Source organism: Natrinema marinum, assembly GCF_024296685.1.
GTDB classification, from domain to species: Archaea; Halobacteriota; Halobacteria; order Halobacteriales; family Natrialbaceae; genus Natrinema; species Natrinema marinum.
The window spans coordinates 815,342-830,263 of sequence record NZ_CP100763.1 but is presented as its reverse complement, the minus strand read 5'-3'; the positions used below and the strand labels follow the sequence as shown (position 1 = coordinate 830,263).

Here is a 14,922-nt window from a genome sequence, read left to right as displayed (position 1 = left end):
CCCCTCCTGTTCGTGAACGCGTGAGGAGCGCCTAACAGGTCCCGTAGAACACGTGGACCGTGCCGTCGACCACGTGGATATCCAGCCCTTCGACGGTATACTCCGAGCCGGTATCGACGCCGCGCGCTTGCAGGCGGTCGACGATGCCATCGGCGAGTGCCCCTTCGTCGTCGTAACTCGACAGAGAGAGGGTCGACGGAAGCCACTCCTCGTCGAGCGTCCCGTGACACTCGAGCCCGAAGTCGTCCAGTGAGACCGCCTCGACCTTCGCGTCCTCGTACTTGATCGCCACGTACGCGAGGTTGTAGTACTCCGCGTACGTCGCGAGATCGTCGTCGTAGCTCCGCGAGTGCTCGCGATCGCGCTCGAGGCGCTCGTGGACCAGCCGCTCGGTCTCCTCGAGATCGATGCCGGCCGCTTCAGTCCCCTCGCCGGGTGCCTCCGGCGGTGCTGGCGCCCCCGTTCCCGGCAACTCCGGCACGGAGACGACCCCCGTCGCCACCAGCGCGACGACGATAGCGACGCCCGCGACGACCGGCAGATACGGCTTGGCGACCTGAAACCAACTCGGCGTGTTCAGGTCGCGATCGACGTCCTCGTACGTTCGCTCGGTCTTCTCGAGCATGGGAGTCCCGCAGCGGGAACACGGCGGCGAGTTGCGGACGTGTTCGCGACCACAATCCGGGCAGGCCCAGACGATGTCCGCGCCGGTGTCGACGGAATCGGGTTCCGACGACGCGTGCTCGGTTATTTCCCCCTCGTCCACCCGAACGATCGCCTCCTCGAAGGCGTTATGGCCGCAGGAATCGCAGGGCGGATCGTTTTCCTCGTGTGGCTTCCCACACCACGTACACCTCCACTTCACTGAATGAACGGCTCGCCTACACGTAAATAAATATGTCGTGTGGCCGATGAAAGCCGTTCTCCGGCCGCTCGTCGGAAGCGAACCGCGAGCCCGACTACGGAGTCAGCAAGTCGCGTAGAAGATGTAGATATCTCCATTCGGCGCGACGTGGAGATCGAGTCCCTCCGCGTCGAACCCGGTTCGAACCTCCTCGCCGAACCGCGAGGAGAACAGTCCCGCGGCGATGTCCGCCGCGAGTGCCGACTCGGTCTCGTAGGAATCGATCGACCGCTCGCTGAGGACCAGCGGCGCGCCGACGGGCCTCGCGTCGCCGCAATCGTGGTCGAATTCGTCGGCCCGGACGGCGTCGGGTTCGGCGTCGTCGAACTCGACCGCGACGAATCCCCGGTTCTGGTACTCAGCGTACGCATCGAGTCCCTCGTCGTAGCGTCGGCTCTCGGAGGCGTTCCGTTCCGCCTCGAGCCGTTCGTGGACCAGTTCCTCGGCCGCCTCGAGGTCGATCCCGGCCGCTTCAGTGCCGTTACCGGGCGCGTCGGGCGGTGCCGGCGACGACGGACCGATCCCCGGCAGCACCGTCGGCGGGACGATGCCCGTGGCGAACAGGGCGACGAGCAACGCGACGGCGACGAGGATCGGCAGATAGGGCTTCGCCACCTCGAGCCAGCCCGGAACGGCCAGATCGCGCTCGAGGTCGTCGTAGTTCCGCTCGACTTGCTCGAGGTCGGGGTTGCCACAGCGGGCACACGGCGGCGTGTTGCGGACGTGTTCGCGGCCGCAGTTCGGACAGGCCCAGACGTACTCGGGACCGGTGTCGACGGTTCCGGCGGGGATCGGCTCGCGGTCGGGGTCGCGCTCGCCGCCGTCGGTCACCGGTGCGACCGCTCGCTCGAGGGCATCGTGGCCGCAGGCGTCACAGGGAGGTTCGCGTTCCGCGTGCGGCGTTTCACACCGCGTACACCGCCATCTCACTCACGAAGGTCGAGGACCGCGTCGGTAAAAGGCTGCTGGACGGGGAACCCCGCGAATCGCGCAGGGAGGGGAGGGAGAGAACAGGGCGTAGCGTCAGCGCGTCAGAGACGGACCGGCACGCCGTGCTCGTCGAGGTACGCTTTCGTCTCCTCGATCGAGTATTCGTCGAAGTGGAAGATCGAGGCCGCGAGGCCGGCGTCGGCACCGGCCTCGGTGAACACGTCGTACATGTCTTCGGGACTGCCACAACCCGAGGAGGCGATGACCGGCGTGTCGACGGTGTCGCAGACGGCTTTCGTCAGCGGGAGATCGTAGCCGTCTTTGGTGCCGTCCTTGTCGATCGAGTTGACGAATAGTTCGCCTGCACCGCGGGACTCGGCCTCGGCGGCCCACTCCAAGACGTCGATCCCGGTCCCTTCGCGGCCGCCTTTCTTCGTACACTCGAACCAGCAAGACTCGCCGTCTACCTCGACGTAGTGTTCGCCCTGCTCGTCGAAGCGTCGCCGGGAGTCGACGCTGATCACGATACACTGGCTGCCGAAGGCGCGCGCGCCCTCGTTGACCAGTTCGGGGCGCTCGAGCGCGCCCGTCGTAATGGAAACCTTGTCCGCACCGGCGCGCAGGGTCTCTTTGATGTCCGCGGTGGTGCGGATACCGCCGCCCACAGTGAGGGGGATGAACACTTCGTCGGCGACGCGCTCGACCACGTTGAGCATGGTCTCGCGGCCGTCCGCCGAGGCGGTGATGTCGAGAAAGACGAACTCGTCTGCGCCCGCGCGGTTGTAGGCGCGGGCCATCTCGACCGGATCGCCGGTGTATTTCAGATCCTCGAAGTTGACGCCGGTGTAGACCGCCGGGTTCCCGTCCTCGTCCAAATCCACGTCGATACACGGGATGACGCGCTTGGTCAGTACCATGTAGTTGCTACCTGCGGATTCGCACCGTGGGTAGTAAAGGCGTCTGGATCGGGCCGGATCTGCCGTCGCATCCGGTGTCGGTGACTTCGGCGTCGGCCCGGTGTAGGTGGTGTTAAGTGCCGGAGACGAAAAGAGACGAGTATGTCAGACGACACCGAAACGCCCGACGGTGACGATACGGGAGCCGACGTCGGACACGACCTCGAGGAACCACGCACGACCGCACCGATGAGCGAATGTACGGCTCGAGAAGTCGCGATCGGCGGCGTGGTCGCCATCGTCGGCGCTGCGGTCGCCTTCGGGATCCCCCTCCTGACAGTCGGCGTGTGAGTTAGAAGACGTACTCGTCGTCGTGGCCCATCATCCCGTCGTCTTCGAGGCCGGTTCCGCCGGTCGCGCCCTCCTCTTCGTCCATCGGTCCGCTGGTCTTGTAGGCCTTGATCCCCGTCGATAGGAGATCCTCGATCGCCTCCTCGCGGTTGACGAACTCGCCGCGCTCGACCATCTGGGCGATCTGCATCTCGAGGTGCTCCGGTATGGTGATCTCTACTTTCGGCATCTGATTCGGCTTTCGGCGAGGGGGTATTTAGGTTTGACGGGGACTCAACAACGCGTAGAAGGATCCGGTCAACGAACCGAAACGACCCGCGGTCACGGGTCGAAAATCGATGGCCGAAACGGTGCGTGGGACCCGAACCAGATGGCTCGTCGAGCCGGGAGTTCGTCTAGCGATTCCCCATGACCGAATCGAACGCGTTTTTCAGCGTCGTTCCGGGCTGGGTCAGCGTGTTCAGCTGCTTGCGCATCTTTCGCTGATTGAAGTAGCTCGCGAACGCGAGGATCGTCGGGGGCCAGAGACCGACGAACGTCCCGAGCTGGCGTTCACCCCGAATGAAGTAATAATACAGCGAGAGGCCGACCGAGGCCGCCGACGCGACGAACGCCGGGCCCATCGCCTGTTCTCCGATCTCTTCCGGTTCCTGTTCGGTGACTTCCCGTTCCGTTAGCTGTTGTCTGCTCGCCATGCAACGGGAGAGTCGGGAAGACCGTACTAAGGGATGACGAGGGTTTCACCGGAAACCACCTAATACACTGCCAAACTGACCGTTTCGATGGCGGTGCGGTGGCCGCAATCTCGCCTTTCTTCGTGCGAACGCGTACCGACGGCCGGCCGGAGCGGTCCCGGACCCGTCGACGGTCGATCGACGGCGTCACATCTACGGTGATCGGGGCGTAGCCTCGAGTATGGATGCGACAGACGTGACCGATCTCTATCGGGAGTTCGGCGACGAGCGACTGCCGCCGGGACAGCGCGAGACGACCGAGTTTCCCGTCCTCTCGAAAAGCCGGACGCCGGAGTGGGATCCCGACACGTGGGAGTTCACCGTTACGGGCGCGGTCGACGATGAACTGACGCTCTCGTGGGACGAGTTTCGCGACCTCCCAAGCGTCACCCAGCGACAGGACTTTCACTGCGTGACCGGCTGGAGCAAGTTCGACTGCGAGTTCACGGGCGTTCCGTTCCCGGAACTCGCCGAGCGCGCCGGCGTCCACGACGACGCGGTCCACGTCATGTTCGCCGCGCTGGACGACTACACGACCGACCTGCCCCTCGAGGACTGCATGCGCGAGGAGGTCCTGTTCGCCTCCGGGTTCGACGGCGAGGCGCTCCCCACCGATCACGGCGGGCCGCTCCGGGTCGTCACGCCGCACAAGTACGCCTACAAGGGCGCGAAATGGGTCGACGGCGTCGAGTTCCTCACCGACTCCGAACGAGGGTACTGGGAGCGACGCGGGTACTCGCGGACGGCGAACCCGTGGGAGGAAGAGCGGTACAGCTAGACCGTTCCGTTCGCCGAATAGTTAGGCTGAAGGCGTGGCGGTCCTGACGTGGGGTCGATGGACCGATCGTCGGGCGAGAGTCGGCTTGCTGGCGGTGCGGACTCGGCGGACCGACCCGCCGAACTGGTCAGCCGGTGTCGCGAACTCGAGGGCGCCGCGGTCGAGGCGCTGCTCGAGGACGACACCGAGACGCGCGTCCAGTGGGCCGCGCCCGACGGACTCGCGATCGTCGGCCGGGGGGTCGCCGCCCGCATCCGGGCGGACGGCCCCGACCGATTCGATCGTATTCGGACGCGGGCGAGCCGGCTGTTCGACGGGATCGCACACGACGGCCCCCCACAGGCCCGCCCGCGGGCGTTCGGCGGATTCTCGTTTCACGACGGCCACGAGCCGGACCCGCCGTGGACCGGCTTTCCCGCCGCGTCGTTCGTCGTCCCGCGAGTGCAAGTCAGCCGAACCGACAACGGAACGTGGCTGACGACCGTCGGAAGCGGCGACGAGGCTGCAGACCGCCTCGAGCGCTGGCACGAACTGCTGACGGCGTCGACGACGGAACCGAACGCGAGCGGCTCGACTCCTGGCGTCCGTTCGACGACGCGCACGACTTCCCGCGAGCAGTGGGCCCGGCAGGTCGAGACCGCGCTCGAGCGGATCGCCGACGGCCAACTGACGAAGGTGGTGCTCGCACAGGCCCTGTCGGTCGACCTCGAGGGGTCGGTCGACGTGCCGGCGACGCTCGAGCGGCTGGGCCGCCGATACCCGAACTGTTACCGGTTTCTGGTGGGCCACGGCGACAGCGGCACGTTCTTCGGCGCACCACCGGAACGGCTGGTGTCGAAACGCGGGGAGCGCGTCGAGACGGAGGCGCTCGCCGGCTCGGTGGCGCGGGGAGACACTCCCGACGAAGACGAAGCGTACGCCGAGCGGATGCGAGCCGACGCGAAACTTGGGCACGAACACGGGCTCGTCGTCGACGCCATCCGGGAGCAACTCGCCCCGCTCGCGCGCGAACTCACCGTCAGCGAGCGGACGATCCGGAAGCTGGCAACCATCCAGCACCTCCAGACGCCGATCGAGGCGCGACTGCCGGGTGATCGCCACGTCCTCGAGATCGTCGAGGCGCTCCACCCCACGCCCGCGGTCGGCGGCGTACCGCCGGACGCGGCCTGGAAGACGATCCGCGAGACGGAGACGTTCGATCGGGGCTGGTACGCCGCGCCGGTGGGCTGGTTCGACGCCGCCGGCGACGGCGAGTTCGCGGTCGGCATCCGCTCGGGCGTCGCGGCCGACGGGGCGGTGACGCTCTTTGCGGGCAACGGGATCGTCGCCGACAGCGACCCCGACGAGGAGTGGGACGAAGTACAGTTGAAGTTCCGACCGATCCTGGACGAACTCCGATGACTGCACCGAACCGCGCGACCTTGTGGGGTCGCGTCCTCGTCGACGAACTCGCGAACGGGGGGCTCGAGGCCGTCTGTATCGCCCCCGGCAGCCGGTCGACGCCGCTGACGGTCGCGTTCGCCGAGCACGCCGAGATCGACGTCTACTCGCATCTCGACGAGCGCTCCGCGGCCTACTTCGCGCTCGGTCGCGCCCGTCGAACCGGCGAGCCGACGGCGCTTGTCTGTACCTCGGGGACGGCGGCGGCGAACTTCCACCCCGCCGTCATGGAGGCCGACCGAGCCCGCGTACCGCTGCTCGTGCTGACCGCCGACCGGCCCCCGGAGCTCCGCGATAGCGGCGCGAACCAGACCGTCGACCAAGTCAAACTCTACGGCGACGCGGTTCGGTGGTACGCCGAACTGCCCGAGCCCGAACCCGACGAGCGGAAAATCCGCAGTCTGCGGACGACAGCCGCGCGTGCGCTGTCGGAAACGACTGGCGTGGCGCCGGGCCCGGTTCACCTCAACTGTCCGTTCCGCAAGCCCCTCGAGCCGATCGACGTGCCCGGCGACGTGCCGGACTCCTTCGCCGAGACGACGGCTGCACAGGGTCGAGACGGGTCGTTCGTCGAAACATCCGGCGGGACGCGAACGCTCGACGACGGCGATCTCCGAACGCTCCTGCGGACGCTCGAGGCCGCGGACCGGCCGCTACTCGTCGCGGGTCCAGCAGATCCGGCCGACCTCTCGCGGCTCGAGCCGGCGGCCGTAACCGAACTCGCCGACCGACTCGGCGCGCCCGTTCTCGCAGACCCGCTCTCGGGGCTGCGGTTCGGGTCGCATATCGAGCGAAAGGGGACGGACGGCGACGAAAGCGCTACCGGGGGAACGCGGTCGGTCTACGGCGGCTACGACGCCTACGTCACCGAGATCCCGAAGCCGGACGTGGTCCTCCGCGTTGGCGCCTCGCCCACCTCGAAACCGCTCCGCCACTGGCTTCGAGACGCCGACGCGCGACAGTTCCTGATCGATCCCGCGGGCGCCTGGCGCGAGGCGACGTTCACCGCGACCGACCTCCTGGCCGCCGAGCCGGGGGCCGTCGTCGACGGACTGCTCGAGGCGCTCGCCGACGGCGATTCCGGTGGCGACCGCGGGGCGGACCCGCGAGCGCCGAGCGACGACGCGTGGCGCGCGCGGTTCGACGCGGCCGAACGCCGCCACTGGGCGATCCGCGACGAGGCCGTCGCCGCGGACGCGCTCGAGGAGGCGCCGTTCGAAGGGGCAGTGCTCGCCTCGGTATTTGCGAACGCGCCGGATCCGGCCACGGTGTTCGTCTCGAACAGCATGCCGATCCGGGACGCGGACCGGTTCGGTCGACCCCGACGCGCCGACCTTACCGTCCTCGCGAACCGCGGTGCCAGCGGCATCGACGGCATCGCGAGCACGGCGCTTGGGGCCGGCAGCGCCACCGACGACCCGCTCGTGCTCGTGACCGGCGACCTGGCCTTCTACCACGACTCGAACGGGCTGCTCGCGGTCGGCCGCTGCGACGTGGACGCCACGATCGTGTTGCTGGACAACGACGGCGGCGGTATCTTCCATAAACTGCCGATCGAAGGGTTCGAGCCACCGTTTACCGACCAGTTCAAGACGCCGCACGGGCTCGAGTTCGACGACCTCGCGGCGTTCTACGACCTCGAGTTCGAGTCCGTCACCCCGGCCGACTTCGACGACGCGTATCGACGTTCGCTCGAACGTAGCGGGACACAGGTGCTCGCCGTCGAATTCGACTCGGCGACGAGCCACCGTCGGCGGGAGGAACTCGACGAGCGCGTCACGGAAGCAGTCGCGAAGACGTTCGACGACAGCTCCGCTGCCGACTCGTAGCGGTCGCCAGCGGCCGATTTTGACGTTACGGACGTAGCGTCCACCACAACGCGACGGCGTAGCCAAGCGGCACCCAGGCGAACCCGAGCGCGAATACTCCCGCCAGAGAGATCGGTTCGACGAGTGAGAAGCCGACGATCGCGGCCGGAAAGAGGACGCTCCAAGCGCCGAAGACCGCCATCGCGATTCGCGGCATCGTGAGGAGATATCCTATCAAGACGAGGGTACAGGCGGCGACGACGACGTTGACGGCGAGCGAAAACAGCGAGGAGAGGCTCGCGACGACGAACAGCGGATAACAGAGGACGACGGCCGCGACCGTGATCGCCGTCGTCCGATCGATCCGGGTCCTGTCCCACTCGAGATCGATGTCGCCGTCCCAGTCGTGGACGGAGTACTGAAACCCATCGGCTCCGTTCCCGGTCGAGCCGTCGGGTTCGGCCGCCGCCGACGTCCGCGAACTCGAACGCGTTCCGGTAACTCGCTCGCCGTCGAACGGCCACTCGCCCGCCGCGCGCCGCTTTTTTCGGCGGTGCTGTCGCTCGGCCCGCTGGCGAGCGTGGTGGCTCCGCCCGCGGTCGGACCCCTCGGTCGTCCCGTCGTCCCGCACCTGCCGCGCCTGTTCGCGCGTCCAATCGGTGGTTCCGGAGTCAGTCGCGTCCGTCTCCGCGTTCGCTCGACCGGTCGACGAGGTCGACGCCTCCGACTCGTCGGCGTCGCTCGAGTTGCCGCCGAACGTTGTCCCCTGGGCGAGATCGACGTACGCCTCGTGGCCGAGTCGGTCGTAGCGGGCCCGTTCCGTGCCGTCGGTGAGGACCGACCGCGCGGTCGTAACCCGCTGGAACCGCTCTGCGGCGTCGGGGGCGTCGGAGTGGTCCGGATGGGTCTCGAGGACGCGGTCGCGGTAGGCCGACTCGATGTCGTCCACCGTCGCGCCCGGGTCGACTCCGAGCACGTCGTAGTACGTCTCGCCCATCGCGTGCTCGATTGGACGGCCAGATAAAAAATCACTCGGACGAACAGACTGTCGTCGGTGACTGCTAGTCACACCACTCGGTGCGTCCGAGTCCGCGTGTGACGCCCTTCCGACTCGTAAACTAAGTAGCGCTATATCAAATTCGCCGATCGCGAGACGAGACAGCGGGTGGCTTCGAAACACAGTACCGGCCGAATTCCGTCGGCTCGAGGCCATCAGTCACGAAATCGGTTCAACCAGCGTCGTCGCTCGGTCCGAGAACCGAGCGAATTCGACACGACTCGCCGAGTCGAGTGGCCGGGAGCGGTCGCTCGCAAGCGTTACGGGTTCCGGTCCCGGCCGGATTCGATCCCGGACTGCATGAACTGCGCTAAAATACGGCCGATGCTGCTGCCGGCGGTCCACATCGCCTCCTCGTCGACGACCTCGTCGTCGGTGGCGACCGACAACAACACGGTCTCCTCGTCGACCATGAGCGCACGTCCCGCGAAATCGGCCGGGTTGTCCTCGTCCATCACGATGACCGTGATCGGGCTATCGGCGAAGCGTTCGCGTTCCGACTGTTCGGCCGTCACGACCGTGACGAACACGCCCTGCGTCGCTCGATCGCGAAGCGCCGTTTCGATCCGATCGGACAGGGAATCGCCCTCGGGTGCGACGAAGACGACGCTCGAGTCGGCCGTCCCGACCAGTTCCGCGATTCGATCGTCGATGGGCTGACGGCCCCGAAGCGTCGAGACGGAGCCGTCGTCCTCGCGCCCCGACGACTCCGTCCGCAGGTCGGCGAGGTTCTCGAAGGCGCGCTCCCGTTCGCGCTCGAGGCGATCTGTCAGCTGTTCTCGAGCCGCGGCGAGGCTCACCGGCCGGTACTGCTTCGGCGACGATTCGATGACTTCGACGAGGCCCCGCTCGACGAGGTCGTCGGCCGCGCCGTAGACCTGCGAGCGGGGCACGTCGGAGACATCGCTGACCTCCTGGGCGGTCCCCGTTCCCAGTTGCTGGAGGGCGACGAACACGCGCGCCTCGTAGTTCGGGAGTCCGAGTCGTTTCAGCGCCGCGACCGCGTCTTGTGTGCTCATGGATGGCGTCGGGAGACCGGCTCTCTCGGTCGGTCGATCGGCTCTTCGACCGGCGGGGCTATCAGTAGCGGGGATTTCCGCCCACACACATATTTAGTAGAATTCTACAACACTTATGTTCGCTGGCCCGGAACGGAGCGGTAATGAACCCAGCCGAGCGGTACGCGGCGTTCGTCACTGCCCACAGCAAAACCGTCATCGCGGTGATGCTGATACTGACGCTGATCGTCGGCAGCGGGGCGGGGAGCGTCGATTCGGGGCTGTCGATCGCGAGCTTCGAAAGCGACTCGACGGAGGCCGAGAAGTACGACGCGCTTCGGGAGAACTTCACGACCGACGGCGAAAACGCGACGGTCGTTCAGGTCGTCGTCCGGGGCGACAACGTCCTCTCGAAGCAATCCCTCCTCGAGACGTTGCGCTTCCAGCAAGCCGTCACGGACGATCCAGCGGTGAACGCGACGCTGCGGGAGCGCCGGCCGATGGTCGGGCTCTCGAACGTCGTCGCGACGACGGCCATTCGGCAATCACAGGCCGGCAACGAAACCGGCGCCGAGGGGGCGAACGCCGGAGCCGGCACGGCGACGCCGTCGCTTTCGGCGCAGATCTCGCAACTCGAGTCCATGTCGGAACGCGAGGTCGAGGCGACCGTCGAACGGGTGTTGACGCCCGGCTCGAGCGCTGCTGGACCGGTCGACCCCTACTCGCTGCTGCCGACCGACTACGAACAGGGATCGACGACGGCGTCGGGGCGCGTCCTGTTCGTGTTCCAGGATACGAGCGACGCGACCGGTGACGACCTCCCGCCGGCCGTCGTCGACGCCCAACTCGAGTTGCAGGAGCTGTCCTCGGAACGTATCTCGGCCGAGAGCTTCGTCTTCGGTGCCGGGATCGTCGACGAGGAGAGCACGCAGGCGACCGGCGAGAGCTTCGCGCTGATCTCGCCGGTCGCACTCCTGTTGATTCTGGGCGTGCTCGGGATCGCCTATCGAGACGTTTTCGACGTGGCCCTCGGGCTGCTCGGCGTCGTCCTCGTGCTCGCGTGGATGGCCGGCTTCATGGGCTGGGCCGGTATCGGCGTCACGCAGATCCTGATCGCCGTTCCGTTTCTGCTGATCGGGCTCTCGATCGACTACGCGCTCCACGTCGTGATGCGCTATCGCGAGGCGATGGTCGACGATCCCGACGCGTCGCCGCAAGTGGCGATGCGACGCGGCCTCGCGGGCGTCGTCGTCGCCATCGGCGCGGCCACGTTTACCACGGCCGTGGGCTTCCTCTCGAACGCGGTCAGCCCGCTTCAGTCGATCCAGGAGTTCGGGATCGTCAGCGCCGTCGGCATCGCCGCGGCGTTTCTCGTCTTCGGCCTGTTGCTGCCGGCGCTGAAACTCGAGCTCGACGGCCTCCTACGACGGATCGGGCTCTCCCGGCAGACGCGCGCGTTCGGCCGCGGTGGTGCCGCGGGACGCCTGCTCGGCGTCGGTGCCGACATCGCCCAGCGCGCGCCGTACGTCGTCATCGCCGTCGCCCTCGTCCTGAGCGCGGCCGGCGGTGCCGCCGCGACGGACATCGATACGTCCATCGACCAGACGGACTTCCTCCCGCGGGACTCGCCGGCCTGGATGGACTCGCTGCCGGACTCGTTCCAGCCGAGTGACTACCAGCTCCGGTCGAACGCCGAGTACATCAACACGAACTTCGCGCAGGCGCGCGATCGATCGCGCGCCGAGTTTCTAATCGAGGGGCCGGTCACCGACCCGGCGACGCTCGAGCGGCTCGCGGCCGGCAGGGACGACCTCCGCAACACGTCTTCGGCGGTAGTGCTGGCCGACGGGAATCTGCAGGTGACGGGGCCGCTCGAGACGATCGAGTCGGTCGCCGCGACGAACGAGACCGTGGCCAACATGGTCGCGGAGTCGGATACGGACGGCGACGGCGTTCCTGACGAGAACCTGACCGCGATCTACGACGCCGTCTACGCGGCCGATCCGGCCGCGGCCGAGGCCACGATCCACCGCGAGGGCGGAGAGTACCGCTCGCTCCGGCTCTCCGTGGGGCTCTCCGGCGCGGCAGACACCGGGACCGTCACCGAGGAGATGCGCGCGGTCGCGACCACGATGGAAGGCGAGACCGAACTGACGGTGACGGCGACCGGGCAACCGATCATCGAAGAACTCGTCCAACGGGGTCTGGTGCAGACGCTGGTCAACGGATTCCTCATCACGTTCGGGGTCATCGTCGCCTTCCTGACGGCGATCTTCTGGCTCCGCTATCGGGTGCTCGGCCTCGGTGCGGTCGTGCTGGCCCCCGTCGTCCTCGCGCAGGCGTGGCTGTTCGGGACCATGTACCTCGCCGGAATCCCCTTTACCTCCGAGACGGCCATCATCGCGGCGATCGGCATCGGCATCGGCGTCGACTACGCCATCCACATCGGTGAGCGGTTCGTCGAGGAGTACCGCGGCGACAGCATCGCGGCGCTCCGGCGGACCGTCCGCGGAACCGGGGGCGCGTTGCTCGCCAGCGCCGCCACGACCACGGCCGGTTTCGGCGTTCTGATGCTCGCGCTCGTCCCGTCGCTCCAACGGTTCGGCTTCGTCACGAGCGTCGCGATCGGCTACGCCTTCCTCGCGAGCGTCCTCGTCTTGCCGAGCCTGCTCGCGGTCTGGGTTCGGTTCTCCGGTTACGACGGTGCGGAAGCCGCCAGCGCCTGACCGACGCCACGGTGGCCCCCGACAGCCGCCTCGGGTTGGCTCCGCTCGAGACGCGAATCTATTTCTGCCGCCGCCGACCACACTCGAGCAAATGGTATCGGAACTCTTCGACCCCGAGCAGTGGGAGCCGGCCGCGCTGAACGACGAGTTCAGGGACATTACCTACCACCGGGCGATAGACTCCGGGACGGTCCGGATCGCGTTCGATCGGCCGGACGTGCGCAACGCCTTCCGGCCGGGAACGGTCGACGAACTCTACGACGCCTTGGATCACGCCAAGCGCCAGACCGACGTGGGCTGTATCCTGCTGACGGGCAACGGCCCCTCGACGAAAGACGGCGGCTGGGCGTTCTGTTCCGGCGGCGACCAGACGATCCGCGGCGAAGACGGCTACCAGTACGAAGGTGATGAGGAGCGCGCGTCCGAACAAGGGCGACTGCACATCCTCGAGGTCCAGCGGCTGATCCGTCACATCCCGAAAGTGGTCGTCTGCGTCGTGCCGGGCTGGGCCGTCGGCGGCGGCCACTCGTTGCACGTCGTCTGCGATCTCACCCTCGCGAGCGAAGAGCACGCGAAGTTCCTCCAGACCGACCCCGACGTCGCCAGCTACGACGCCGGCTTCGGCTCGGCCTACCTCGCGAAACAGATTGGCCAGAAGAAGGCCCGCGAGGTGTTCTTCCTCGGGAAAACCTACGACGCCGCGGAGGCCGCGGAGATGGGCATGGTCAACGAAGCGGTGCCACACGAAGAGTTAGAGGAGACCGCCCTCGAGTGGGGCGAACGCATCAACGCCAAGAGCCCGACGGCGATGCGGATGCTCAAGTACGCGTTCAACATGACCGACGACGGTATGGTCGGCCAGCAGGTGTTCGCCGGCGAGGCGACGCGGCTGGGGTACATGACCGACGAGGCCAAAGAGGGCCGCGACGCCTTCGTGGAGGGGCGAGACCCGGACTTCGACGACTACCCCTGGCACTACTGAGCGACCGGACCCCGCCTCGAGGCGGATGTGAACCAGTGATATGAATCGACGAACCTTCCTCCGGCGGGCGACCGCGCTCTCGAGTGCGATAGTCCTCGCCGGCTGTGCCGCTCCGGGCGGCGAGGGAAACGAGAGCGACGACGGCGAACCCGACGGCGGGAGCGGTGGCTCCGTCACGGACACTCCGTCCATTCCCCGGATCGAGGACCCGCCAGCGGCCGTCTATCTCCCCGGCCACCGCAAGTCAATGCGCGTCCTCGAGCCGGTCGACGCCGGCGACTACCGGGTGGCACCGATGCTCTCGTACCCGCACCCGTTCTGGCTCGTCACCGGAGCCGAGCGCCAACTCGTCGAGCCCGAAGCGGGGCGGGGCGTCCACCTGATGTGCACCGTCTGGGATCCCGAGACGGAGACGGTGATTCCCTTCGATCTCGGGCCTCGAGTCGCGCTCGAGCGAACCGACGGCGGCGACGATTGGCGGCGAACGCTGTCGCTGTGGCCCATGCTCTCCCAGGAGATGGGGGTTCACTTCGGCGATAATATCGTCCTCCCGGCAGACGGCACCTACGCCGCCACGGTCGAACTGCCGCCGATGGGGACGCGACGAACCGGCTCGTTCGCGGGACGGTTCGCCGAGCGCGCGAGCGCGACGTTCGAGTTCACCTACGACGAGGCCTTCCGCAAGGCCGTCGTCAACGGTATCGAACTCCTCGAGCGCGAGCGCTGGGGGAAGCGGGGCGCGCTCGAGCCGATGCTCGGCCATGAGGGGCAAGCCGGCGACGGGGCCGGCGGCGACGGGAATCCGGCCGCCAGAATCCCGTACTCCGCGCTGCCGCCGGCCGGAGAGTATCCCGGCACTCGCCTGACCGAGCCGAGCGCGGCCTCCGGTGCCGATTCGGCGGACGGTCTTCCGACCAGCGGCGACGCGGCGTTCGTCGTCACGCTACTCGAGTCCGGCTCCCGGTTGGCCGACGGCGACGACCGATACCTGCTCGTCTCGCCGCGGACGCCGTACAACCGCGTCCCGCTCGCGAACGCGTCGCTTCGCGCGGTCGTCTCCCGCGACGGCTCGACGGTGGTCGATCAACCTCTCGAGGCGACCCTCGACGGCGAACTCGGCTTTCACTACGGGCTGTCGCTCGCCGACATCCGCGCCGGCGATTCGGTGCTGATCGTCGTGGATTCGCCACCCCAGACCGCCCGCCATCAGGGGTACGAGACGGCGTTTTTCGAGATGGAGCCGCTCGAGCTTTCGGTACCCGATACCATCGCCGCGGAAGGGTGACCTCGACGTCGTTGTCCACTGTGAACACATCGG

The 14,922-nt window shown here is 67.5% G+C and carries 14 protein-coding genes; 7 read left to right on the top strand and 7 right to left on the bottom strand.

Annotated features, from left to right (window positions below):
* Positions 1-31: 31 nt before the first annotated feature.
* The 3 genes from NKH51_RS04130 to hisF form a co-directional block, all read right to left on the bottom strand.
* Positions 32-865: a hypothetical protein gene (locus NKH51_RS04130; protein ID WP_254763985.1), complete on the bottom strand. Its 834-nt coding sequence runs from the start codon at positions 863-865 to the stop codon at positions 32-34.
* Positions 866-967: 102 nt separating this feature from the next.
* Positions 968-1,834 (bottom strand): hypothetical protein, encoded by an 867-nt coding sequence (locus NKH51_RS04125; RefSeq protein WP_254763984.1) that lies wholly within the window; start codon positions 1,832-1,834, stop codon positions 968-970.
* A 101-nt stretch (positions 1,835-1,935) separates the two neighbouring features.
* Positions 1,936-2,751 carry an imidazole glycerol phosphate synthase subunit HisF gene (gene hisF / locus NKH51_RS04120; RefSeq protein ID WP_254763983.1) on the bottom strand — a complete coding sequence of 272 codons (816 nt, stop codon included), beginning with the start codon at positions 2,749-2,751 and terminating at the stop codon, positions 1,936-1,938.
* Positions 2,752-2,892: 141 nt separating this feature from the next.
* On the opposite strand from hisF, the gene NKH51_RS04115 reads away from it, so the two are divergent.
* Positions 2,893-3,081 carry a DUF7550 family protein gene (locus tag NKH51_RS04115; protein ID WP_254763982.1) on the top strand — a complete coding sequence of 63 codons (189 nt, stop codon included), beginning with the start codon at positions 2,893-2,895 and terminating at the stop codon, positions 3,079-3,081.
* A gap of 1 nt (position 3,082) precedes the next feature.
* On the opposite strand, the gene NKH51_RS04110 is transcribed toward NKH51_RS04115, so the two are convergent.
* Both NKH51_RS04110 and NKH51_RS04105 read right to left on the bottom strand, forming a co-directional pair.
* Positions 3,083-3,310, bottom strand: coding sequence for a ribbon-helix-helix domain-containing protein (locus tag NKH51_RS04110; RefSeq protein WP_092933605.1), 228 nt, complete (start codon positions 3,308-3,310; stop codon positions 3,083-3,085).
* A gap of 166 nt (positions 3,311-3,476) precedes the next feature.
* Positions 3,477-3,776, bottom strand: a complete 300-nt coding sequence (locus NKH51_RS04105; RefSeq protein ID WP_254763981.1) for a hypothetical protein — start codon at positions 3,774-3,776, stop codon at positions 3,477-3,479.
* A gap of 220 nt (positions 3,777-3,996) precedes the next feature.
* Here NKH51_RS04105 and NKH51_RS04100 point away from each other — a divergent pair, with 220 nt between their 5' ends.
* Genes NKH51_RS04100 through menD form a run of 3 tightly spaced genes read left to right on the top strand, consistent with a single transcriptional unit; the run spans position 3,997 to position 7,862 of the window.
* Positions 3,997-4,593 (top strand): sulfite oxidase-like oxidoreductase, encoded by a 597-nt coding sequence (locus NKH51_RS04100; RefSeq protein ID WP_254763980.1) that lies wholly within the window; start codon positions 3,997-3,999, stop codon positions 4,591-4,593.
* A gap of 57 nt (positions 4,594-4,650) precedes the next feature.
* Entirely contained in the window at positions 4,651-5,994 is a 1,344-nt protein-coding gene (locus NKH51_RS04095; protein WP_254763979.1) for an isochorismate synthase, read from the top strand.
* Complete coding sequence (gene menD, locus NKH51_RS04090; protein WP_254763978.1) at positions 5,991-7,862, top strand: 2-succinyl-5-enolpyruvyl-6-hydroxy-3-cyclohexene-1-carboxylic-acid synthase; 1,872 nt, start codon at positions 5,991-5,993, stop codon at positions 7,860-7,862. The genes NKH51_RS04095 and menD overlap by 4 nt, the downstream gene beginning before the upstream one ends.
* Before the next feature lie 25 nt (positions 7,863-7,887).
* Here the strand turns inward: menD and NKH51_RS04085 are convergent, their stop codons facing one another.
* Both NKH51_RS04085 and NKH51_RS04080 read right to left on the bottom strand, forming a co-directional pair.
* A complete protein-coding gene (locus NKH51_RS04085; RefSeq protein WP_254763977.1) occupies positions 7,888-8,838 on the bottom strand; it encodes a J domain-containing protein in 951 nt (316 codons plus the stop codon).
* Between the two features lie 320 nt (positions 8,839-9,158).
* Complete coding sequence (locus tag NKH51_RS04080) at positions 9,159-9,917, bottom strand: TrmB family transcriptional regulator (RefSeq protein ID WP_254763976.1); 759 nt, start codon at positions 9,915-9,917, stop codon at positions 9,159-9,161.
* Between the two features lie 143 nt (positions 9,918-10,060).
* Here NKH51_RS04080 and NKH51_RS04075 point away from each other — a divergent pair, with 143 nt between their 5' ends.
* The 3 genes from NKH51_RS04075 (at position 10,061) to NKH51_RS04065 (ending at position 14,889) form a co-directional block, all read left to right on the top strand.
* On the top strand, positions 10,061-12,622 hold the full coding sequence (locus tag NKH51_RS04075; RefSeq protein ID WP_254763975.1) for an efflux RND transporter permease subunit: 2,562 nt from the start codon (positions 10,061-10,063) through the stop codon (positions 12,620-12,622).
* A 91-nt stretch (positions 12,623-12,713) separates the two neighbouring features.
* Positions 12,714-13,604, top strand: a complete 891-nt coding sequence (locus tag NKH51_RS04070; RefSeq protein ID WP_254763974.1) for a 1,4-dihydroxy-2-naphthoyl-CoA synthase — start codon at positions 12,714-12,716, stop codon at positions 13,602-13,604.
* Between the two features lie 40 nt (positions 13,605-13,644).
* Positions 13,645-14,889, top strand: a complete 1,245-nt coding sequence (locus NKH51_RS04065; RefSeq protein WP_254763973.1) for a DUF7350 domain-containing protein — start codon at positions 13,645-13,647, stop codon at positions 14,887-14,889.
* The last annotated feature ends 33 nt before the right edge of the window (positions 14,890-14,922 follow it).